Source organism: Virgibacillus kekensis (genome assembly GCF_042654125.1).
Taxonomy (GTDB): domain Bacteria; phylum Bacillota; class Bacilli; order Bacillales; family Amphibacillaceae; genus Lentibacillus; species Lentibacillus kekensis.
The window spans coordinates 388,432-409,275 of sequence record NZ_JBHSFU010000003.1; the positions used below are offsets into that span (position 1 = coordinate 388,432).

Genomic DNA, 20,844 nt, shown 5'->3' on the forward strand with positions numbered 1-20,844 from the left:
GCAGGTGAATTTGTATCCACATCATGAAGCAGTTGTCTATCCGGAGCTGAACTTAAGAAAAACATACAAAGAGTTCGACGAAATGGTTAATCAGGCTGCAAAAGGATTTATGGCGCTGGGGATCGAAAAAGGTGAAAACGTGGCAATTTGGTCAGATAACAAACCAGAATGGCTAACATCCCAATTTGCTACAGGAAAGATGGGGGCAGTCCTAGTAACTGTTAATACAAACTATCAGGCTGCTGAGTTGGAATATCTATTAAAGCAGTCGGAATCTACAACTCTTATCTTGGCAGAATCCTATAAAGGAACTTCCTATATTGATATTTTGAAAGAAGTCTGTCCTGAGTTTGAACAGGCAGATAAAGGAAATTTATATTCCGAAAAGGTTCCTTATCTTAAAAATATCATCATCATGGGTGAAGACAACTACCCCAATGCCTATACGTGGCAGGAAGTGATGGATCTTGGCAACAAAGTAAACGATGAGGAACTGGAAGAACGTAAACGCTCGATGGATCCTGATGAAGTCATCAATATGCAATACACTTCGGGGACGACCGGGTTTCCAAAGGGAGTTATGCTGACACATAATAACATCGTCAATAACGGTAATCAGATTGCGGACTGTATGAAACTGACATATGAAGACCGGTTGTGTATTCCTGTTCCATTCTTTCATTGTTTCGGTTGTGTGCTTGGGGTTCTTGCAGCTGTTTCGAAGGGTACGACAATGGTGATTCTCGAACAATTTGACGCAGAAAAAGTTATGAAAGCTGTATCAGACGAGAAATGTACCGGCCTTCATGGCGTACCAACCATGTTTATAGCGGAGCTAAATCATCCTAACTTTTCCAAATATGATTTCTCTCATCTGCGAACGGGTATCATGGCGGGTTCTACTTGCCCAATCGAAGTAATGAAAGATGTTATGAACAAAATGGGTGCCCAAGAAATTACAATTGCGTACGGCCAAACAGAATCATCACCAGTAATCACCCAGACACGAACCGATGATCCTGCTGAATTAAAGGCAAGTACTGTTGGAAAAGTGCATCCGAATGTGGAAGTTAAAATTGTTGTGCCAGGAACAGATGAAGAACAGGAACTTGGATTGCCTGGTGAACTATGTACGCGCGGTTATCATGTAATGAAAGGTTATTACAATAATAAAGAAGCAACAGAGGAAGCAATCGATTCAGATGGCTGGCTTCATACCGGAGATTTGGCAGTAATGGATGAAAACGGTTATATCCGTATTACCGGCCGGATGAAAGATATGATTATCCGTGGCGGGGAAAATATCTATCCACGAGAAATTGAAGAATTTCTGTATAAGCACCCCGATGTGCTAGATGTTCAGGTAGTAGGTATTCCCGATAAAAAATATGGTGAAGAAGTAATGGCATGGATAATCCCTAGAGAAAATTCATCGGTAACAGAATCCGATATCAAGTCTTTCTGTGAAGGGAAAATTTCTCGGCATAAAATACCGAATCACATTGCCTTCGTGGATGAATATCCAATGACAGCCAGCGGTAAGATTCAGAAATTCAAACTAAGAGAGTATGCTGTCGAGCAAATCAGTCAATAGGGGAGAGTTTATGATTAAAAAAGTATTGATAGCAAATCGCGGAGAAATTGCTGCACGGATTATTAGAACGTGCAAACGACTTGAAGTAAAAACAGTTGCAGTCTATTCGGAAGCTGATCAAAATGCACCATTTGTTTCAATGGCTGACGAGAGTTATTTACTTGGACCCCCACGAGTTAATGAGAGCTATCTAAATGTGGATAAGATCATGTCAATTGCCAAAGAGGCAGGCGTTGATGCTATCCATCCTGGTTACGGGTTCCTCAGTGAAAATGGTGATTTTGCGGAGCGGTGTCAGAAGGAAGACATCACCTTTATCGGTCCATCGAGTGAAATCATCCGGAAGATGGGAAGCAAAATCGCTGCAAGGGATGCGATGCAGGAGGCTGGGGTTCCTGTGGTACCAGGTACAGATGGTGCCGTTTCCGACGCACAGGAAGCAGTAGAGATTGCAAAGGATATTGGATACCCGATTATGCTGAAAGCCTCAGCCGGCGGGGGCGGCATCGGTATGCAGGTTGTCCGGTCGGATGAAGAGCTTACAAAAGCGTTTGAAAGTAATTCCAAACGAGCCCAGAACTTCTTTGGAGACGGGGCAATGTTTATGGAAAAGAAACTTGAGAATGCACGCCACATTGAAATTCAGTTACTCGCTGACCATCACGGAAATGTTATCCATTTATTTGAACGCGAATGTTCTATCCAGCGACGGAATCAGAAAGTTATAGAAGAAGCACCCTCTTCATTTATTTCGGAATCGACTCGTAAAGAAATGGGAGAAGCTGCTGTACGAGCAGCTAAATCATTGGGCTATACAAGCGCAGGAACAATAGAATTTCTAGTAGATGAAAAGGAAAACTTCTATTTCCTAGAAATGAATACTCGTATCCAAGTAGAACATCCGATTACAGAAGAAATAACTGGACTGGATATCGTAGAGAAACAATTGGATATTGCAAATGGAAGCCCCTTGACGGTTAGCCAAGATGATCTGAGGATTGACGGGCATGCAATCGAGGCAAGAATCTATGCAGAAGACCCGGTAACTTTCTTCCCATCTCCAGGACATATAGCATCGTTTAATACACCAGAGGGTGAGAATATCAGGAATGAAGTTGCAGTCAAAAGTGAATATGATGTTACACCGTATTATGATCCGATGATTGGGAAGCTTGTTGTGAAAGGGTCTAATAGAAATGAAGCAATCGCACTGCTAAAGGAGGCACTTTCCTCGTATATCGTGGAAGGAATCAAGACTAATATTCCAATGCTTACCCATATAGCAGCAAGTGATGCGTTTAAAGAGGGAAATACAACTACAGCTTTTGTTGAAGAAATTTATTTACCAGAAATCAAATCAAAATAACAGGAGGAATCATCATGAATGAAGTAAAAGCGTCTATGGCAGGTAGTGTATGGAAATTAACTGTGAATCAGGGAGACAAAGTGGAAGAAGGACAGGATGTTGTCATCCTTGAATCTATGAAAATGGAAATTCCGATTGCAGCTGAAACAGAAGGTACTATTAAGGAGCTGAAAGTTTCAGAAGGTGATTTTGTAAATGAAGGCGATGTTATTGCAATCATTGAATAACAATGGAATCAGAAGATAGGAGGGTTGCGCTTGAACTTTCCACAACGGGTTAATATAAAAGAGGTTGGCCCTCGGGATGGACTTCAAAATGAAGCTGAAATGGTACCAACCGACGCGAAAATAGAATGGATAAACCTTCTGTCTGAGACAGGGGCTTCCTATATTGAAATATCATCCTTTGTGCATCCCAAATGGATTCCGCAGCTTAAGGATGCTACCGCTGTGGCAAAACAGATTAAACGAAATCCAGATATAACTTATGCCGCTCTTGTCCCAAACGAAAAAGGGCTTGAGCGTGCACTTGCCGTTGATTTAGACGAGGTATGTCTCTTTTTATCTGCCAGTGAAACACATAATAAAAACAACATAAATAAATCAATCGAGGAGACTTATCCAATTCTCGAACGAGTATCTGGTGAAGCAAAGCGAGCTGATAAGCAACTCAGAGGCTATGTTTCGACAGTTTTTGGTTGTCCGTATGAGGGTCGTATAGAGATTGATAAGGTAATATCTATTTGTGACAGGCTATTTAACATGGGAGTCGACGAGATTTCGATTGGTGATACCATCGGTGTCGCTGACCCTGCACAGGTGGATGAGGTCTTGACGAAGTTATTAAATTATTTCCCTAAAGAAAAACTGGCAATGCATTTCCATGACACACGGGGAACCGCACTTGCAAATGTACTTGTTTCGCTTACTCATGGAATTACCAATTTTGACAGCGCCGTTGGTGGTCTTGGTGGCTGTCCATATGCGAAAGGCGCCTCAGGCAACCTTGCCACCGACGATTTACTATATATGTTGCATCGTATGGGTATCGAAACAGGAATGGATATTGATAAAGTGATAGATTCGGCCTTGTATATCGAGAATTATGTTAATCATCTTTCCAGCCACCAAATGAAGATCATTAACAGTGAACGGTAGGAAAGGAGAATTCACGTGGCAGAAGTTGAATACCGTGTAATTGAAGATCATATTGCATTTATAAAGTTAAATAGGCCTGAAGCGATGAACGCTATATCCAAAAATCTTCTGGATGAATTAAACCAGCACATTCAGGTTATTGAGAATGATGAATCCATCCATTGTATTGTAGTTACTGCAACTGGAGAGAAAGCATTTTGTGCAGGTGCTGACCTGAAAGAACGAAAAGGCATGAATGAAGAACAGGTAATTAAGGCTGTGAAATATATTGGTGATACTGTCACCAGGCTGGAGAACATGAAAATGCCTGTAATCGCAGCTATAAACGGTGCCGCGTTTGGCGGTGGACTGGAACTTGCACTGGGTTGTGATATCCGAATCAGTGCTTCTCAGGCTAAGATGGGATTAACTGAAACTTCCCTCGCCATTATTCCGGGGGCTGGCGGTACACAGCGGCTTACCAGGCTGGTTGGACTAGGACAGTCAAAACGACTGATATTCACAGCAAAACCAATAACAGCGAGTGAGGCACTCGACATAGGGCTGGTGGAGCAGGTCGTTGATGACTCTATCCTTGAAGAATCTGCAATCGAACTAGCTAAACAAATTGCAGGTAACGGACCAATTGCTGTCCGGCAGGCTAAGAAATCAATTAATGAAGGAATACAGACTAACCTTACCTCAGGACTGTCAATCGAACACTCCTGCTATAAGGAGACGATTCCTACAGAGGACCGTCTGGAAGGTTTACAAGCATTTAAGGAAAAAAGAAAACCTGTCTATAAAGGTAAATAGGAGCAGGGAGGCTAATAGATGTCATATTTAGAAGAATTACAGAAGAGAACAGATCATATAAAAAAAGGTGGACAGGAGAAATACCATCAGAAAAATGAAGAAAAAGGGAAATTGTTTGTCCGCAAACGGTTGGAACTCCTGTTTGATGACGAAATTGACGTGGAGGATGCTTTTTTTGCCAATTGTATGGATGATTCATTGCCATCTGACGGTGTTGTTACTGGCATTGGACAGATCAACGGGCAATCTGTTTGCGTAATGGCAAATGATTCCACTGTTAAAGCGGGGTCATGGGGAAAGCGAACCGTAGAGAAAATAATTCGGATCCAGGAAACAGCAATTAAACTTGAAATACCGATGCTGTACCTAGTGGACTCAGCAGGCGCGAGAATTACAGATCAAATTGAAATGTTTCCGGGCCGTCGTGGAGCGGGTCGGATCTTCCATAATCAAATTAAACTATCAGGAAGAGTACCACAGGTATGTCTGTTATTTGGACCGTCTGCTGCAGGTGGCGCGTATATTCCGGCGTTTTGTGATATCGTCGTTATGGTTGATGGGAATGCTTCCATGTACCTCGGATCCCCACGGATGGCTGAGAAAGTTATCGGTGAAAAAGTGAGTCTTGAAGAAATGGGCGGCGCACAAATGCACTGTTCGGTATCCGGGTGTGGCGACGTACTGGCGAAAACAGAAGAAGAGGCCATTGACTATGCAAGAAATTATCTAGGATATTTTCCAGCCAACTTCAGGAACAAACCGTCAGTTTCCGATAAAAAAGAAGTGAAGGAATTTGAAAAAACAATAACAGATCTGTTGCCGGAAAACCAGAATGCTCCATTTAACATGTATGATTTCATCGACCGGATAATCGATGAAGACAGTTTCTGTGAAATAAAGAAAAAATTTGCACCTGAAATCATTACCGGCCTTTCGCGAATTGATGGTAAAACTGTTGGTATCATTGCGAATCAGCCAAGGATGAAAGGTGGCGTACTGTTTCCTGATTCCGCAGATAAAGCAGCAAAATTCATTCAATTATGTGACGCATTCAATATCCCACTGCTATTCCTGATGGATATACCAGGATTCATGATCGGTACCCGTGTTGAACGGGCAGGGATAATCCGCCATGGTGCTAAAATGCTTGCTGCTATGAGTGAGGCAACCGTTCCGAAAATCTCCGTAGTAGTACGCAAAGCTTATGGGGCAGGTCTTTATGCCATGGCAGGCCCAGCGTTTGAACCAGATTGTTGTCTTGCATTGCCCACAGCGCAAATTGCGGTTATGGGACCTGAAGCTGCAGTAAATGCTGTTTATGCCAATAAAATAGCAGAACTGCCTGAAGAGGAAAGACCAGCATTTATTAAAGAAAAGCAGGAAGAATATAAAGATAATATTGATATTTACCGTCTGGCTTCCGAGATGGTAGTCGATGCAGTGGTTGAACCGGATAAGCTACGGGAAGAACTCGTTAAACGCTACGCGATTTATGAAGCAAAGAACGTACAGTTTACCGAAAGAAAACACGGTGTTTATCCTGTTTAACCAAGAGATATTTGCCCTGGTATGTTAAATACATATCAGGGCTTTCCTGTGAATTAAACAAAATAACGAAAAATACATACACTAGTTAGAGAGAATTCTAAATAAGTATACGATAATTTTATTATGTAAACTGTATATCGAATTTCAATTATTTTTAATTTCGGAGGTAAAATGATATTCTGATTGAAGAATGGTTTATCAGAAAAGAGGGGATGTAATGGATACACGATTTTTCCGCAATGCAATTGGGAAGTTTGCAACTGGTATATCAGTTGTTTCCACAGAATATAATGGGGAAGTTATGGGTATGACTGTAAATGCATTCATGTCGGTTTCACTAAACCCCAGATTAATTGCTATTTCAATAGATGAAAAAGCTCGAATGTATGATAAATTGAAGGAAACTGGCAAGTTTGGAATCAGTATTCTGAAAGATAGCCAAAAAGATCTCTCCATGATTTTTGCAAAGCAAATGGATAAGGACCGGGAAGTCCAATTTGTGGAGCTGGATGGTAATCCTGTGCTAGAAGACTCCATCGTGACACTCTCATGCTATGTAAAGGAAACTGCAAAAGCGGGTGATCATATGATTTTTATAGCTGAAGTTACGGACATAGAAATGAAAGATGGGGAACCAGTACTGTATTATGGTGGGCAATACCGCAATCTCCAATAATTCTTTTAGCAGGATTTTTATCTAGCGTATTTCTATATAACATCAATGCCAATCTGTACGGTTGGCTTTTTTAATTTAATTTGAGGTGAGAGCATGAAAGTAAAGGACTTTATGATCACAGATGTAGTAAGTATTACAAAAGATCAAAGCATCAGGCAGCTGCTTGAACTATTAGTAAAGCACCGAATCGGTGGAGTGCCGGTTGTAGACGAGAATAATTACTTAGATAGCATGATCAGCGACGGGGATGTCATACGTTATCTTCAGCCAAAGGGACGAACAGTCTATGATATGTATATGGTCTTTCTGGTTAATGAAAGGGAAAACTTCAGCCAAAAACTGCATTACAGTACGGAACACAAGGTCGAGAAAATTATGCGGCGAAGCCCACTGTATACTGTACACCCGGAAGATCAGGTAGAAGCAGCCTTTGCCATTATTTCTAAACACCATTTTAAAAAAATACCGGTAGTGAATGATGAAAATAAGGTTGTGGGTGTAGTTAGTCGTGGTGACTTAATTCGTTTTATTTCCACTAAGCTGTTAGCAGATAAAGGTGAATAATCACAGACTTATTAAATAGGGTAGAAAACCTCCCTGTTAAATCGTATAATAAAAGGCAGAATTGTTAAATGGAAAGGAAAGTAAAGTGCCATGTTGACCAAATCCAAACAGCCTACTCGTATTGATTTTCAGCACCTTGTAAGCCTCTATTCCTTAGTAAGTGATAATAAGGATGAGAGAAATGCTGATAAATTACTGGACATATATAAAAAATTGAATAAAGATGAGCTGATTATCAGTTTTGCAGGACATTTTTCAGCTGGTAAATCGTCTATAATTAATGGACTTTTAGAAAAATCCATATTACCAAAGAGTCCCATCCCTACAAGCGCCAACGTGGTGAAAATCCAATCAGGAAATGGAACTGCTCGTGTATATTTCCACGATGGGGATATAGTTGAATATGAAGAACCATATGATATCGACAAAATAAAGGAATATGCCAAAGACAAAGCATCAATAAAGGCGATTGAAATTAATACAGGAGAGAATGTACTACCTGAAGGGTGTGTCGTAATCGATACACCAGGAATTGATGCTGCAGACGACGCCGACCGGATTATTACAGAATCATCATTGCATCTCGTCGATGTTCTCTTTTATGTGATGGATTATAATCATGTCCAGTCAGAAGTTAATCTTCAATTCCTTAAAAAAGCTGAAGAGTTAGGAATCCCTTTTTTCATTATAATAAATCAGATTGACAAACATAATGAACAGGAAATTACCTTCCGAAACTTCGAAAAAAATATTAAACAAACGTTTGATCAATGGAATATAATGCCACAGGAAATCTATTATTCTTCCATGACTAAAGCTGATACTGCCCACAATGAGTTCCCAGTTTTAAAAAAGAAATTATTAAATCTGATGACTGCAGAACGAAATGATTATTTGAATGTCGGGAGATCAGTCATGCAGATTGTAAATGAACATAAATCCTTTCTGGAACAGAGATATGAGGAAGAAACCGCACTTCTATCTGCTGGTAAGGATGGGGATGACCCTGCTGAACAGCTTGAAGCCTTAATTAGAGAAATGGGTCAGATCAGGAGCAAGCCGGAAGCGTTTCAAAATGACTTTAAAAATAATCTCAACACAACTTTGCAGAACGCCTATCTAATGCCCGCAGACCTCCGTGAAAAGGCAGAGGAGTTTCTTGTATCCCAACAAAAAGATTTTAAAGTGGGATTGTTTGGATCTAAGCGCAAAACAGAAGAGAAACGTTTGTCCAGGCTTCAGAACTTTCTTCAGGAGCTTAAAAAGAATATGGAATCTGCTATTGAGTGGAAACTTCGTGATAAATTTATAAATCTGGCCGGTGAGCATGGCATCACGAATCAGGAGATTATGGAACGCATCCAAAATATGACGATAACCTATGATGAAGACGACCTTATGTCTGCGATGAAACCTGGCGCAAAAGTTACCGGTGATTATGTGTTGAACTATACAGAGGAAATTAGCTATCAGATAAAACAGAAATATAAAAAAGAAGCATTCAAGATACAAGAAATGATGGAAGAAGACGTTAGAAATCAATGGAAACAAAAACTTACCGAACTTGAACTAAAAGAGAAGGAATTGTCGAACGCCGCTCAAGATGCATGGAAAATGGAAGAATTGCAGCAAAAACTCCACGAGCAACAGGAAAATATTAAAGCAGTAATGAAAAATCCGGAACCTGAAGAAAAACAGTGGGAACAAATCAACACAGTGCTGGATGAAAGACAAAGACCAGTGAGTAAAGCTTCAGCAGAATATGCTGCTACCAGTAAAGAGGTGAAGAAACCTGCCGAGGAAAGAAGACCTGAAGTCGAACAAACAGCATTTTCCATCGATCGGGTTCTTGATGATACAAATACAGTAATTAGGCTGATTGAATCGTTACCGGGTTTTCAATCAATTACTGATGATCTGCACCGTAAAACTACGCGCCTGGAAAACCGTTCGTACACAATTGCTTTGTTTGGTGCATTTAGTGCCGGGAAATCATCATTCGCTAATGCCCTTATTGGTGAAAATATTTTACCTGCTTCACCAAATCCGACAACTGCCGTTATTAATCGAATCAATCCAGTTAAAGAGGGATTGAAACACGGAACAGTAATTATACAGCATAAAGATGAAGCAACACTTGTGAATGATATTCATACACTTACAAAGAATTTTTCCCCGCGGAGTAATCAGCTATCTGAATTACTGGATTGGATCAGGAAAAATAAAATTAATGAAAGTAACAAGCTCAACAGCACACATCGTGCTTACCTGAATGCCGTTCTTGCTGGATATCAGGATAACAAGCATAATCTTGCAATACAATCGACCGTAATGCTGAATGATTTCGCAGCCCATGTAACAGATGAAACAAAAGCTTGTTACATTGAATCGGTGGACCTTTATTATGATTGCCCGGTTACGAGGGCGGGGATCACGCTCGTTGATACACCTGGGGCAGATTCGGTTAACGCTCGCCATACTAATGTTTCGTTTGACTATATAAAGCATGCCGATGCCATTTTATATGTGACCTATTATAACCATGCACTTTCAAGAGCGGATAAGGACTTTCTATTGCAACTTGGCCGGGTTAAAGATGCATTCCAGCTTGATAAAATGTTTTTTATCATGAATGCTGCTGATTTAGCCGAGGATGAGGCAGAATGTCATATGGTTCTTGATTATATAAAAGAGCAGCTGACTCTGCTTGGAATTCGCTTTCCTCGTCTATTTCCAGTATCCAGTAAACAATCCCTGCTTGAAAAACTGGACAGTCAGCCGTTAAATAATCAAATGGCTGAGTTTGAGAAGTCATTATATCATTTTATTGATTTCGAACTGACCACCATCTCTGTCCAGTCTGTATACAGGGATATTTATCGCGCATTGAAGTCAGTTGAGAAGCACATTAACTCGTTGAAACTTAATGCTTCTGAGAAAGAGCAGTTTAAAAAGGAATTAGATGAAAAACAGGCCACTCTTAAACAGCTGGCAGACGAAATAGATTCTCAGGTATATGGTCGAAGAATCAGCCAGAAGGTGGAGAAACAGTTATTTTACGTATTAGAGCGCTTAGCCATCAGATTCCATGATATGTTCAAGGAAACATTCAACCCTACTACTGTAACGGAGTCCGGAAAAAGAGCACAGCAACAGCTGGAAATTAATCTTCGGAATCTGCTTGATTACGCAGGATATGAACTATTGCAGGAACTGCGCGCTGTATCGCTCCGAATTGAGTCATTTATCCAGGAACTGACAAAAACTGTTTACCAGGATTACATGAAAAAAAGTACACAGGTTGATGAGGACTTTATGCTGTCCGACGTGGAGACTCCTAAACTAGAAACTCCTGAATATGACCAGGCTTTAACTGACCTTGATATTAAAAATTTCCACCCCGAACTTAAAAAGTTCAATGGGACAAAAGCATTTTTTGTGAGAAATGAAAAAGAGAAAATGAAAGAAGAAATATTCGATCGGCTACAGCCTTTTGCAAAGGCATATCTTGAAAAACATCACAAAACGATGGAGGATTCCTATATCAGTCAATGGGATGTTATAATAGAAAATATGAATAAAGAGATTCATAACAGCATTGAACAATATGTGAAAAGTTTTTCCGCAATGTTTACCGATCAGGCCGCTGATATGGAGACTTTATCAAATATACACAGGAAACTTGAACACATCGCAAAATCCCATGCTGATATTAAGGAGTGAAAATATGAACGAACGCAATAATATATTGCTTGTCGATGGTATGGCACTGCTCTTCCGTGGTTTTTTTGCCACATCGTTCCGGGGTAATTTCATGAAGACGAGTAAAGGTATACCAACAAACGGCATCTACCAATTCATGCGTTACTTTCTGGATGCTGTAGAGAAATTTGAACCTACACATGTTATTTGCTGCTGGGATATGGGCAGCAAGACGTTCCGTACTGAAATGTGTAATAGTTACAAGGCTAACAGATCGGAACCACCCGAGGAACTTATTCCTCAGTTTGATCTTATCAAAGAGGTTATCGAGGCATTTAGTCTTCCCAATATTGGCGTGGAAAACTATGAAGCTGATGATTGTATCGGGACATTGGCACGACAATATGCAACTGAGCATGAAGTGATCATTCTAACAGGGGATCAGGATATCCTTCAACTTGTCGATGATGGTATTCGTGTTGCCATCATGAAGAAGGGCCAGGGTAATTATGACGTCTTTGAGAAAGATTCATTTCTTGATAAAAAGGGCCTCCTGCCAAAACAAATTATAGATTTGAAAGGTCTAATGGGAGACTCGTCTGATAACTATCCAGGAGTAAAAGGAATTGGGGAAAAAACTGCCCTTAAACTTTTACAGGAGTATGAAACCATAGATAGCTTACTCGAGAATATCGATAATCTGCCGAAGGGCGCACAGACAAAAATTCAGACAAACCTCGATATGCTTCATCTTTCAAGAGACTTAGCTGCAATCAGGTGTGATGTGCCTGTTGACTGCTCGTTAGACCAGGCAAAATGGGCATATGATAAGGCGAAAATCGAGGCTAAATTTGAAGAACTTGAGTTTAATAATCTTATAAAATTGGTAAAATAACCAGCAAAAGTTGAAAGGCATTCTCAGAAGTTACGGGAATGCCTTTTCTTGCATTTTTAACGTTTAGTATATAAAGAGACGGTAAAATTATCTGGGGAGGGATTAAAATGCCTAAATTATTCGTTTATGGCACATTACGGCGTGGTGAGAAGAACTACAATTTGCTTGGTGGTGCTGCCAATATATACCGCCAATGCTGGACTGAAGGTACGTTATATGATACTGGTCTAGGCTATCCTGCACTGGAACCGACAGAAACAGACCGTATTTTTGGAGAACTTTATAATGTTTCAGACGCACAACTGAAAGAAATCGATGAACTCGAAAGTTATGTAGAGGGAGCACCGAATAACCTTTTTGAACGGGTCCCTGCGAAGGTTTTCAATGATATTGGGGAAGAATGTGAGGCTTATACCTATACTAGTGGCTTGCCTGAATCGGGACGCGCCAAACGTATTCAATCTGGTGACTGGTTAGTATATAATTATCTGAAGCAGGATAAATTGCTGTACTTCGCGTATGGTTCCTGCATGGATAATGAACGGTTCAGAATCGCAAAAGTCGATCAGCATTTCTTGAATATTAAAGGACGAGGAACTGTAGACGAATTTGAATTTAAATTTTCCCGTGACTCTGAAGATGGGGGTAAAGCCGATCTTGTAGAAAATAAGTTGGAGAAAGTCGAAGGAGTCGTATATGAAGTTGAAGAGGAAGCGATAGAATATTTATATAAGCGTGAAGGGGTATATAGTAAAGCTTATCGTCCGGCAGTAATACCAGTTACCATGGATGGGACAATCTATCAGGCTATCACGTTTATCGGCATTGATAAGTCCGATGAAACCGCTCCAACAAACCTGTACGGAACCGAAATCATTAGAGGTGGAAAAGAATACTTGAGTGACGATTATATTAAAAAGATCAAAAAAAAAATAGATAAGTTTCTTGTTAACTAAATAACATTAATTTAAAACGATGCCCTGTGAATTGGGCATCGTTTATTTACATCTGTTCCTTAATTCCTTTCTTTACTAGCCACCAGTTTGCAGGGTAACTGGTTAGAAAACCAATAATCATGGCAATCTGCATCATAAACCAATATGTCATCTGATGAGGCTTTGGTGGAGTTGTAAAAAGGACATAGTGAACTAATGCCATCCAGCCGAACATTCCAACTTCAAATAAAACCAGTGAGAGTGTATCAGCTTTTATGGAGTCTTTAAAATTTTTCATTACTCCTGCATCCTTGTTCATGGGATAGATAGCGAAAAACTGAAAGAGGATCCCGAAAATATATGCCAACGTAAATTGAACGGCATAATGCGCAAATAAAGTTGACCCTAGAATCGTTAATCCAGTTATTACTACAATCGGCACACCAACAGCATCTCCCAATGTACAACCTGATGCACAATGACTGGTGGAGAAATAAACTTTTGATGGAAAACCACGTGTGTCTTCCTTTTCAATCCCTTTAGCCTTTATTCGCCCCCATTTAAAATAGGACCAGACCGCGTATGGTCCTAGAAACCAACCATTTATTGGCCATACAATATTCATAATCCACATCATTTGCGGATATCGAATAACATCCACAAGTATAATTACCGATGATAGTAATCCTATGCCAATTGCTATCCAAGCCACTATTGACAAAATATCCATATTGAATCACCTCCATAGTCATATACCCAATGATTGTTTGATAAACACAGGATTTTGGTAACGAATTTGTTTATCAGACTATCAAAAAGGAAAAAGAATACTATAATTCATCAGGAGGTTGGTATAATGGCGAATCAAAACAGTACGTTACCAAAACAAATAGAGTCATTCTGGAGAGGAACTGCAGAATCTTTTTCATATGCGAAGTTGGATAAAGATATTAAAGTGGATGTGGCCGTGGCAGGAGGTGGGATAGCTGGAATAACCGCTGCCTATCTGTTAGCCAAGGAAGGTAAAAAGGTAGCGCTGCTTGAAGCACGTGAATTAATGAGTGGGACCACCGGATTTACCACTGCTAAATTGACTGCGCAACATAATCTTATTTACGATGAACTGATTAACCGATATGGACAAGAGCAAGCTGAATTATATTATCAGGCAAATATGGAAGGGATCGCCCTCATAAAAAAGCTGACAGAAGAACTAAATATTGATTGTGATTTAGAAGAAGAGGATGCGTTTGTTTATACGAAGGAAGAAGAAGACCGAAGTAAGTTTCATAAAGAGGCCGAGGCCTATGAAAAACTAGGAATAGAGGGAGAGTTTCTTGAAAATTTACCACTTGATATGGATATTGAGGCAGCAATAATGATGCGCTATCAGGCACAATTTAACCCTGTAAAGTACTTAAATGCCTTACTGAAGGAAATCGAGAAACTTGACGGGAAAATGTATGAGAATACCAGAGTCATGGATGTGGAAGGCAAGAAAAACGTAAAAGTTACCACTGAAAATGATAAAACGGTAACATGTCAGCAGGTAATCTTTGCGACACACTTCCCTGTCTACGACCCGGATGAATTTTTTGCCGGTAACCTGCAGCCAGAAAGTTCTTATGCGCTAGCGGTTAATACGAATAAAGAATTCCCTGATGGTATGTATATCAGTGCTGACGCTCCAAAAAGGACCTTGCGCCGTATAAAAGATAACAGTAAAAGTTACGTGCTGGTTGGTGGAGAAAGCCATTCAACTGGTGATGGAAAATCGAGTGATGAGCGGTACGAGGAACTTCAAAAGTTCGCCGAAGAGCAGTTTGATGCTACAGAGATAATGTACCGTTGGTCATCGCATGATCTGATTTCATCCGACAGGGTACCATTCATCGGCCCTGTAAATTCTAATGAGCCTAATGTCTATGCTGTTACCGGATTTGGTAAATGGGGACTGGCCAGTGCTGCAATCGGCGCAGCTCTATTAAAAGATTTAATTCTTGAAAACGATAACCCGTATGAAGAATTGTTCTCACCGCGGCGTGATATTCAGGAAATGAACGATGTTGAGCCTGAACAGGGCGAAGACGATGATCATTCCGATGCAAGTACCGTTGAAAAACCCGAAGATCTCAATCGGAATCAGGGAGCCGTAGTTGAAGTGAACGGCAAAGAAGTCGGAGCGTTTCGTGACGAAAACGGGAAAGTGCATTTAATGAATCTCAGCTGTACACACATGGGTTGTGATGTTGAGTGGAACGACGGTGACTGTACATGGGACTGTCCTTGTCACGGATCAAGGTTTAAAGGAACAGGCGAAGTAATTGAAGGCCCTGCACTGGAACCGCTGGAAAAAACAGATAAATAATTACAACGTATAGCTGGCTGTTCTTACAGTCAGCTTTTTTCTGTGAAAATATCCATCACTCATGATACTATTTTATCAGGGAAGATTAGATAAAGCTGTCTGGATAGAAAGGATGCTAAAAATGAAAGTAGTAAACAATATATCTGAACTGATAGGAGAAACACCGGTAGTTCGTTTAAATAATATAGTACCCGATGATGCAGCAGATCTTTATATAAAGCTAGAATCTTTAAATCCAAGCAAGAGCGTAAAAGACCGGGCTGCTTATAATATGATAAAAGCAGCGGAAGACCAGGGCATCATCAAGACTGGAGACACAATTATCGAACCGACAAGCGGTAACACTGGAATTGGCCTTGCGATGAATGCTGCCGCGCGAGGTTATAAGGCAATTATGGTCATGCCGGACAATAGTACACAGGAGCGAAGAAATATTCTCCGTGCATTTGGCGCAAAAGTTGTCCTAACACCGAGTGAAGACAAAATGCCAGGAGCGATAAAGAAGGCAAAAGAGCTTCAAAAGGAAATACCCGGAAGTTTTATACCCCAGCAATTCGAAAATGCCGCTAACCCTGATATCCATCGGAAAACGACTGCACTTGAAATTATGAAACAAATGAACGGAGAGCTTGATGCATTCGTAGCTACTGCAGGTACTGGTGGGACAATAACTGGAACGGGCGAAATCCTGAAAGAAAAACTCCCGGATCTCCATATCACGGTCGCGGAACCAAAAGGCTCACCCGTACTCTCTGGAGGTAAACCCGGCAAGCATAAACTTGTCGGAACAAGTCCAGGCTTTGTTCCGGATATCCTCAATACAGAAATATACGATGAAATCATGCAGATTGATGATGAAGATGCTGTCAGCATGTTCAAAACCCTTCCTCAGAAAGAAGGTGTGTTCATCGGTCTGTCAGGTGCTGCTGCAGTGTTTGCTGCCATTAAGGTGGCAAAGCGTTTAGGTAAAGGTAAAAAAGTTCTTTGTATGGCACCTGATACCGGCGAACGGTACTTAAGCATGAATCTATTTGATTAACAAATACAGGGCAGTGGAACATATCCGCTGCCCTTTCTTTATGCTATATTTTCCTCATCTTCTTCTTGGAGTTGAAACTGCTTCTTTGCCTCCCAATAATACACACGTGGAAGACCCCAGAAAATCCAATAATCGTGTACTAGTGATGTACCCACAAACAGCAGAATATGCCAGTCAGGAACTTTCAACTGTTCACGCTCCTTCCATACTAAAAGCATATTATCTTCCGACTTTGTCCAAGACCAACTAACTTTATAAATAAAACTTCTGCATAATTCCATACTATGTCAGACAGAGGTATTTGTTTTTCTGATTTGACGAATTAAAGTGGTAACGAAATGCCAGGTTTTCTAATAAAAAGCCAGGTTTTAGGAAAGAATACAAAGAAGATATCATAATTGAAAATAGGAGAATTCTTATGGAAACCATTCATCTGATAATTGAGCGGCAGGATTCACCAGATTCCAGTTCATATGAGGAGGAATTTGAAATCCCTTACCGCCCCAATATGAATATAATTTCTGCTTTAATGCATATCAGACAAAATCCTGTCAATAAAAATAACGAGAAAACCAACCCAGTTCAGTGGGAAATGAGCTGTCTGGAAGAAGTATGTGGCGTTTGTTCAATGCTGATTAATGACGTCCCACGGCAGGCCTGTTCCACTCTGGTCGATAAAATTGAACAGCCAATCCGATTAAAACCGATGCGCACTTTTCCCGTTTTGCGGGATTTGATCATTGATCGTGACAGCATGTTTGATTCATTGAAGAAGGTCAAAGCCTGGATTCCGATTGACGGTACATACGATATCGGTCCGGGTCCAAGGATGGCGGAAAAGGAGCGGCAATGGGCATATGAGTTATCCAAATGCTTTACATGTGGTGTATGTCTTGAAGCGTGTCCAAATGTTAACGAGAAAAATGAATTTCGTGGTCCGTTCGTTTTTTCCCAGGTGCGCCTGAAAAATGCCCATCCGACCGGTGAGATGAACCGGGAGGAGCGGATAGAATCATTCATGGATGAAGGAGGACTTCAAGGGTGCGGTAATTCACAGAACTGTGTTCAGGTATGCCCGAAAGGACTGCCGTTGACAACATCAATTGCGGCTGTAAACCGGTCAGCAACTTTACAGTCTTTCCGAAACTTTTTTGGGTCTTAATATACTTAAGGAGGAAACTTATGAGACATTTAGCAGCACTGGGAATAAAATTCGTTGTTATTTCTGTCGCTGTTTTTTCCATACTTGGAATCTTTTATAATGCGACTTTGACTAATCTTTTTTGGGTTAGCCTGCTGGTTACTGGGATCGCATATTTTGTTGGTGATCTGTTTGTCCTTAAACGGTATGGAAATCTGATTGCGACAATCGGAGACTTTCCACTTGCATTTTTGTCGATATGGCTTCTTGGAATGCTGTTTATCGAACGTGATCTGCCAATTCTTCCAGCATCGTTGTTTGCGGCATTTTTTATAACACTTTGCGAACCATTATTGCACAGCTTTATAATTAACCATGAAGAGAAAGCAGAGGAATTGCCCGCTTCCGGGAAACTCCAGACAGAAACAGCTGAAGAAATAGAGCCTGATATTGATAAAAATAAATCAAAAGAATAACCTCTAAAAAAAACCTCTTCCCGCTAATTCCGGGAAGAGGTGAATTATTTTACTGATTCAGTTGCTGCTGACACTGTTGCAAAAGCTGTTGAACCTGCTGCAATTGCTGTGCTGCAGTTTGTTCACGCTGTGCAAGCTGTTGCTGCTGACCAGCCATTTGAGTACCAGCCTGCTGCTGGCTTTGCTGAAGCTGCTGAGCATTTTGCTCCTCCTGTTGCGCCAGTTGCTGAACAATCTGGGAAATTTGATTAAGTGTTTGCTGCGCCTGTTGTTGGGCCATTTAAACCTCTCCTTTATAAGTGAATTCAGTGCTTATTATGGTTTAGTTGACGTAATTCATACCAAAAATACAATATTTTATATACCTGACTTTAGAGTGAAAGAAGAAAAAAACATTCGATAAATGAATGCGTTTTCATATATAATATTAACAGGGGGTGACTTAATGGAGCAAAAACCCATCCATTACGACGGTAGCGGCCAGACAAATAGCGGAAATGGGGATAAAGAAAAGCCAATAGAGATTACAGATGAAATGAGAAAGAACATAGGCGGAAATCCGTATGAAATAAGATAGTATTAACAGAGGATTTGTTCTACAAACAAATCCTTTTATTTTTGAACTTTTTCTTTGACAGTTTCCTGTAGGGTACTTTATTATATAGCGTGGCCCGATATTCTGATTTCAGGATATTATTACATAGGTATGTAAAATGGGTTTTAAATCCACAATAACCACTATATTAGAGTCGGAAAGGTGAATGTCAAAATGGCAAAAGTTCTATTCATCACAGCACACCCGCATGACGAAACGCAGTCCTACAGTATGGCTGCCGGGCAAGCTTTTATTAACACATATACAGAAGTAAATACAGATGATCAAATTATTCATCTGGACTTATATAAAGAGATAATTCCCCAGATCGATGCAGATGTTTTCCAGGGTTGGGGAAAACTCCAGACCGGAAAAGGTTTTGAAGAACTGAGTGATCTGGAACAGGAAAAAGTAGGACGACTTTCGGAATTGAGTGAACAGTTTATCAATGCCGATAAATACGTTTTTGTTACACCGTTATGGAACTTTTCTTTTCCACCTGTTATGAAAGCATACATTGATTCAGTTGCTGTGGCTGGAAAGGCTTTTAAATACACGGAACAGGGACCTGTCGGGTTACTTACTGATAAGAAGGCCCTCCACATTCAAGCAAGAGGAGGAATTTATTCAGAGGGCCCTGCAGCTGGAATGGAAATGGGTCATCGGTATCTGACTGCAGTAATGAGTTTCTTCGGCGTTCCTTCTTTTGAGGGCTTATTCATAGAGGGACATGCAGCAATGCCAAATAAGGCAGAAGAAATCAAAGAAGATGGAATCAAGCGAGCGAAAGATCTTGCACATACCTTTTAAGAAAAAAACCTGAGAGGATGAAACATCTTCTCAGGTTTTTAGATTTATCTAGTAGTAAGATTGATGTAAGTCTGTAGGGTTAGTATCTTGTTCAACAGTTGTGTTTATTTTGATATTATAAATCGACCGGCATACCAGGATTAGACTACCCGAGAAGTAAAGTGTATTTCCGAGCACCGCAGCATATTCAAAAAAGTTAAGCAGACTTCCAGCTACAAAGAAGACTCCAATCAGCAAATCATTAATCGTTTTTGTTAGTTTGCACTGTTTCTTGAACGTGATTTTGCGCGATCCCATGCTGAATTCAACACAATTTCCCTTATCCTTCACCCTCGGCATATCGTTGCACCTCGACTTTCCTTTTACGAAATTTTTCCTGACAATTCTAGCCGGATTTTACCAAATAAGCCGATATAAGATATAAATCTTTAATATCCTTCCATACAAGTGGTTTAATGAGTTATATCAGCTTATATCCCCGAAATTCCCGATTCTTCCCGTAAAAAACCTCAATCCGAAAATCGTCACTGAAAAGTAAAAGACCGTAACACTTTGATACAGTAGCCTTTAAGGTTATAGCTATTTTCTGGTGATATTGTTAGAATAAAAACAGTCGAAAAACTGTAAGGTGATGGTCTTTTGGAAGCTGCTTTGCCCTTATTGGGCTATTTATTTGGATGTATAAATGGAGCGTATTATACAGGAAAGGTTATGAGTGGTGGTGATATAAGGGACCATGGGAGCTCCAATGCAGGGGCGAGGAATGCGGGACGGATATATGGACGTACGGCATTTTTTCTAACAGTATTAATCGATGCGCTAAAGACAATAATCCCGCTTGGAGTATGCCAATACTTACTTGATATAAATATATTTTGGTTATCATTAACAACGATTGCAATCTTAGCAGGGCATATTTGGCCTATTCAACTACAGTTTCGTGGTGGAAAAGGGGTAGTTGTATATCTTGCAGCAGCTTTGATGTTAGCACCGATGACTTTGATCATCTGTGGACTGTCCCTGGGAACTGGATTACTGATTAAAAGAAACTTTACGGTAGCAGGATTAATCGCACTCATTTCTGTACCTTTTACTTTATTGTTTATGGAAAATTATCAGTTTACGGCAACATTTTTCCTCATGCTGCTGGTTGTTCTGATTGCACACATAAGGGGGAAGTAAC

22 protein-coding genes are annotated in these 20,844 nt (G+C 40.4%); 18 read left to right on the top strand and 4 right to left on the bottom strand.

Annotated features, from left to right (window positions below; all coding sequences use genetic code 11):
* The 11 genes from ACFO3D_RS03350 to ACFO3D_RS03400 form a co-directional block, all read left to right on the top strand.
* On the top strand, nt 1–1,594 hold a 1,594-nt coding region (locus ACFO3D_RS03350), incomplete at its 5' end, for an AMP-binding protein (protein WP_390293188.1).
* A gap of 10 nt (nt 1,595–1,604) precedes the next feature.
* Nucleotides 1,605–2,960: an acetyl-CoA carboxylase biotin carboxylase subunit gene (locus ACFO3D_RS03355; RefSeq protein ID WP_390293189.1), complete on the top strand. Its 1,356-nt coding sequence runs from the start codon at nt 1,605–1,607 to the stop codon at nt 2,958–2,960.
* A gap of 14 nt (nt 2,961–2,974) precedes the next feature.
* Nucleotides 2,975–3,187 carry an acetyl-CoA carboxylase biotin carboxyl carrier protein subunit gene (locus tag ACFO3D_RS03360; RefSeq protein ID WP_390293190.1) on the top strand — a complete coding sequence of 71 codons (213 nt, stop codon included), beginning with the start codon at nt 2,975–2,977 and terminating at the stop codon, nt 3,185–3,187.
* A 30-nt stretch (nt 3,188–3,217) separates the two neighbouring features.
* Nucleotides 3,218–4,117 carry a hydroxymethylglutaryl-CoA lyase gene (locus tag ACFO3D_RS03365; RefSeq protein WP_390293191.1) on the top strand — a complete coding sequence of 300 codons (900 nt, stop codon included), beginning with the start codon at nt 3,218–3,220 and terminating at the stop codon, nt 4,115–4,117.
* A gap of 15 nt (nt 4,118–4,132) precedes the next feature.
* Complete coding sequence (locus tag ACFO3D_RS03370) at nt 4,133–4,912, top strand: enoyl-CoA hydratase (protein WP_390293192.1); 780 nt, start codon at nt 4,133–4,135, stop codon at nt 4,910–4,912.
* A gap of 18 nt (nt 4,913–4,930) precedes the next feature.
* Nucleotides 4,931–6,460 carry an acyl-CoA carboxylase subunit beta gene (locus tag ACFO3D_RS03375; RefSeq protein WP_390293193.1) on the top strand — a complete coding sequence of 510 codons (1,530 nt, stop codon included), beginning with the start codon at nt 4,931–4,933 and terminating at the stop codon, nt 6,458–6,460.
* Nucleotides 6,461–6,677: 217 nt separating this feature from the next.
* Nucleotides 6,678–7,136 carry a flavin reductase family protein gene (locus ACFO3D_RS03380; protein WP_390293194.1) on the top strand — a complete coding sequence of 153 codons (459 nt, stop codon included), beginning with the start codon at nt 6,678–6,680 and terminating at the stop codon, nt 7,134–7,136.
* 93 nt (nt 7,137–7,229) lie between these two features.
* On the top strand, nt 7,230–7,700 hold the full coding sequence (locus tag ACFO3D_RS03385; RefSeq protein ID WP_390293196.1) for a CBS domain-containing protein: 471 nt from the start codon (nt 7,230–7,232) through the stop codon (nt 7,698–7,700).
* A gap of 90 nt (nt 7,701–7,790) precedes the next feature.
* Nucleotides 7,791–11,423 (top strand): dynamin family protein, encoded by a 3,633-nt coding sequence (locus ACFO3D_RS03390; RefSeq protein ID WP_390293197.1) that lies wholly within the window; start codon nt 7,791–7,793, stop codon nt 11,421–11,423.
* A 4-nt stretch (nt 11,424–11,427) separates the two neighbouring features.
* The gene (locus ACFO3D_RS03395) at nt 11,428–12,297 is read left to right on the top strand and encodes a 5'-3' exonuclease (RefSeq protein ID WP_390293198.1); all 870 of its coding nucleotides are present in this window, start codon (nt 11,428–11,430) and stop codon (nt 12,295–12,297) included.
* A 107-nt stretch (nt 12,298–12,404) separates the two neighbouring features.
* Nucleotides 12,405–13,253, top strand: coding sequence for a gamma-glutamylcyclotransferase family protein (locus tag ACFO3D_RS03400; protein WP_390293199.1), 849 nt, complete (start codon nt 12,405–12,407; stop codon nt 13,251–13,253).
* A gap of 46 nt (nt 13,254–13,299) precedes the next feature.
* Here ACFO3D_RS03400 and ACFO3D_RS03405 read toward each other — a convergent pair whose 3' ends face one another.
* The gene (locus tag ACFO3D_RS03405; protein WP_390293201.1) at nt 13,300–13,962 is read right to left on the bottom strand and encodes a DUF4396 domain-containing protein; all 663 of its coding nucleotides are present in this window, start codon (nt 13,960–13,962) and stop codon (nt 13,300–13,302) included.
* Nucleotides 13,963–14,088: 126 nt separating this feature from the next.
* Between ACFO3D_RS03405 and ACFO3D_RS03410 the strand changes: the two genes are divergently transcribed.
* Both ACFO3D_RS03410 and cysK read left to right on the top strand, forming a co-directional pair.
* Nucleotides 14,089–15,600 (top strand): FAD-dependent oxidoreductase, encoded by a 1,512-nt coding sequence (locus ACFO3D_RS03410; protein ID WP_390293203.1) that lies wholly within the window; start codon nt 14,089–14,091, stop codon nt 15,598–15,600.
* A 121-nt stretch (nt 15,601–15,721) separates the two neighbouring features.
* Entirely contained in the window at nt 15,722–16,639 is a 918-nt protein-coding gene (gene cysK / locus ACFO3D_RS03415; protein ID WP_390293204.1) for a cysteine synthase A, read from the top strand.
* A 38-nt stretch (nt 16,640–16,677) separates the two neighbouring features.
* Here the strand turns inward: cysK and ACFO3D_RS03420 are convergent, their stop codons facing one another.
* Complete coding sequence (locus tag ACFO3D_RS03420; RefSeq protein WP_390293205.1) at nt 16,678–16,857, bottom strand: hypothetical protein; 180 nt, start codon at nt 16,855–16,857, stop codon at nt 16,678–16,680.
* Nucleotides 16,858–17,057: 200 nt separating this feature from the next.
* On the opposite strand from ACFO3D_RS03420, the gene sdhB reads away from it, so the two are divergent.
* Both sdhB and ACFO3D_RS03430 read left to right on the top strand, forming a co-directional pair.
* Nucleotides 17,058–17,801 carry a succinate dehydrogenase iron-sulfur subunit gene (sdhB, locus tag ACFO3D_RS03425; protein WP_390293206.1) on the top strand — a complete coding sequence of 248 codons (744 nt, stop codon included), beginning with the start codon at nt 17,058–17,060 and terminating at the stop codon, nt 17,799–17,801.
* 20 nt (nt 17,802–17,821) lie between these two features.
* Complete coding sequence (locus ACFO3D_RS03430; RefSeq protein WP_390293207.1) at nt 17,822–18,256, top strand: YndM family protein; 435 nt, start codon at nt 17,822–17,824, stop codon at nt 18,254–18,256.
* A gap of 49 nt (nt 18,257–18,305) precedes the next feature.
* Here the strand turns inward: ACFO3D_RS03430 and ACFO3D_RS03435 are convergent, their stop codons facing one another.
* Entirely contained in the window at nt 18,306–18,536 is a 231-nt protein-coding gene (locus ACFO3D_RS03435) for a hypothetical protein (RefSeq protein ID WP_390293208.1), read from the bottom strand.
* Between the two features lie 165 nt (nt 18,537–18,701).
* Between ACFO3D_RS03435 and ACFO3D_RS03440 the strand changes: the two genes are divergently transcribed.
* Entirely contained in the window at nt 18,702–18,833 is a 132-nt protein-coding gene (locus tag ACFO3D_RS03440; RefSeq protein ID WP_390293209.1) for a hypothetical protein, read from the top strand.
* Nucleotides 18,834–19,025: 192 nt separating this feature from the next.
* Complete coding sequence (locus tag ACFO3D_RS03445) at nt 19,026–19,661, top strand: FMN-dependent NADH-azoreductase (RefSeq protein ID WP_390293210.1); 636 nt, start codon at nt 19,026–19,028, stop codon at nt 19,659–19,661.
* A gap of 48 nt (nt 19,662–19,709) precedes the next feature.
* Here the strand turns inward: ACFO3D_RS03445 and ACFO3D_RS03450 are convergent, their stop codons facing one another.
* Entirely contained in the window at nt 19,710–20,000 is a 291-nt protein-coding gene (locus tag ACFO3D_RS03450) for a YrhK family protein (RefSeq protein ID WP_390293211.1), read from the bottom strand.
* Between the two features lie 300 nt (nt 20,001–20,300).
* Between ACFO3D_RS03450 and ACFO3D_RS03455 the strand changes: the two genes are divergently transcribed.
* Nucleotides 20,301–20,843 (top strand): glycerol-3-phosphate acyltransferase, encoded by a 543-nt coding sequence (locus ACFO3D_RS03455; protein WP_390293212.1) that lies wholly within the window; start codon nt 20,301–20,303, stop codon nt 20,841–20,843.
* Nucleotide 20,844: the final 1 nt, after the last annotated feature.

Excerpts from the sequence above, each read along its gene's own strand:
- ACFO3D_RS03405 (WP_390293201.1), bottom strand. The coding sequence starts at position 13,962 with ATGGATATTTTGTCAATAGTGGCTTGGATAGCAATTGGCATAGGATTA.
- ACFO3D_RS03450 (WP_390293211.1), bottom strand. The coding sequence starts at position 20,000 with ATGCCGAGGGTGAAGGATAAGGGAAATTGTGTTGAATTCAGCATGGGA.
- ACFO3D_RS03380 (WP_390293194.1), top strand. The coding sequence starts at position 6,678 with ATGGATACACGATTTTTCCGCAATGCAATTGGGAAGTTTGCAACTGGT.
- ACFO3D_RS03395 (WP_390293198.1), top strand. The coding sequence starts at position 11,428 with ATGAACGAACGCAATAATATATTGCTTGTCGATGGTATGGCACTGCTC.
- ACFO3D_RS03375 (WP_390293193.1), top strand. The coding sequence starts at position 4,931 with ATGTCATATTTAGAAGAATTACAGAAGAGAACAGATCATATAAAAAAA.
- ACFO3D_RS03355 (WP_390293189.1), top strand. The coding sequence starts at position 1,605 with ATGATTAAAAAAGTATTGATAGCAAATCGCGGAGAAATTGCTGCACGG.
- cysK (WP_390293204.1), top strand. The coding sequence starts at position 15,722 with ATGAAAGTAGTAAACAATATATCTGAACTGATAGGAGAAACACCGGTA.
- ACFO3D_RS03390 (WP_390293197.1), top strand. The coding sequence starts at position 7,791 with ATGTTGACCAAATCCAAACAGCCTACTCGTATTGATTTTCAGCACCTT.
- ACFO3D_RS03430 (WP_390293207.1), top strand. The coding sequence starts at position 17,822 with ATGAGACATTTAGCAGCACTGGGAATAAAATTCGTTGTTATTTCTGTC.
- ACFO3D_RS03445 (WP_390293210.1), top strand. The coding sequence starts at position 19,026 with ATGGCAAAAGTTCTATTCATCACAGCACACCCGCATGACGAAACGCAG.
- ACFO3D_RS03360 (WP_390293190.1), top strand. The coding sequence starts at position 2,975 with ATGAATGAAGTAAAAGCGTCTATGGCAGGTAGTGTATGGAAATTAACT.
- sdhB (WP_390293206.1), top strand. The coding sequence starts at position 17,058 with ATGGAAACCATTCATCTGATAATTGAGCGGCAGGATTCACCAGATTCC.
- ACFO3D_RS03440 (WP_390293209.1), top strand. The coding sequence starts at position 18,702 with ATGGAGCAAAAACCCATCCATTACGACGGTAGCGGCCAGACAAATAGC.
- ACFO3D_RS03385 (WP_390293196.1), top strand. The coding sequence starts at position 7,230 with ATGAAAGTAAAGGACTTTATGATCACAGATGTAGTAAGTATTACAAAA.
- ACFO3D_RS03435 (WP_390293208.1), bottom strand. The coding sequence starts at position 18,536 with ATGGCCCAACAACAGGCGCAGCAAACACTTAATCAAATTTCCCAGATT.
- ACFO3D_RS03410 (WP_390293203.1), top strand. The coding sequence starts at position 14,089 with ATGGCGAATCAAAACAGTACGTTACCAAAACAAATAGAGTCATTCTGG.
- ACFO3D_RS03420 (WP_390293205.1), bottom strand. The coding sequence starts at position 16,857 with ATGCTTTTAGTATGGAAGGAGCGTGAACAGTTGAAAGTTCCTGACTGG.
- ACFO3D_RS03400 (WP_390293199.1), top strand. The coding sequence starts at position 12,405 with ATGCCTAAATTATTCGTTTATGGCACATTACGGCGTGGTGAGAAGAAC.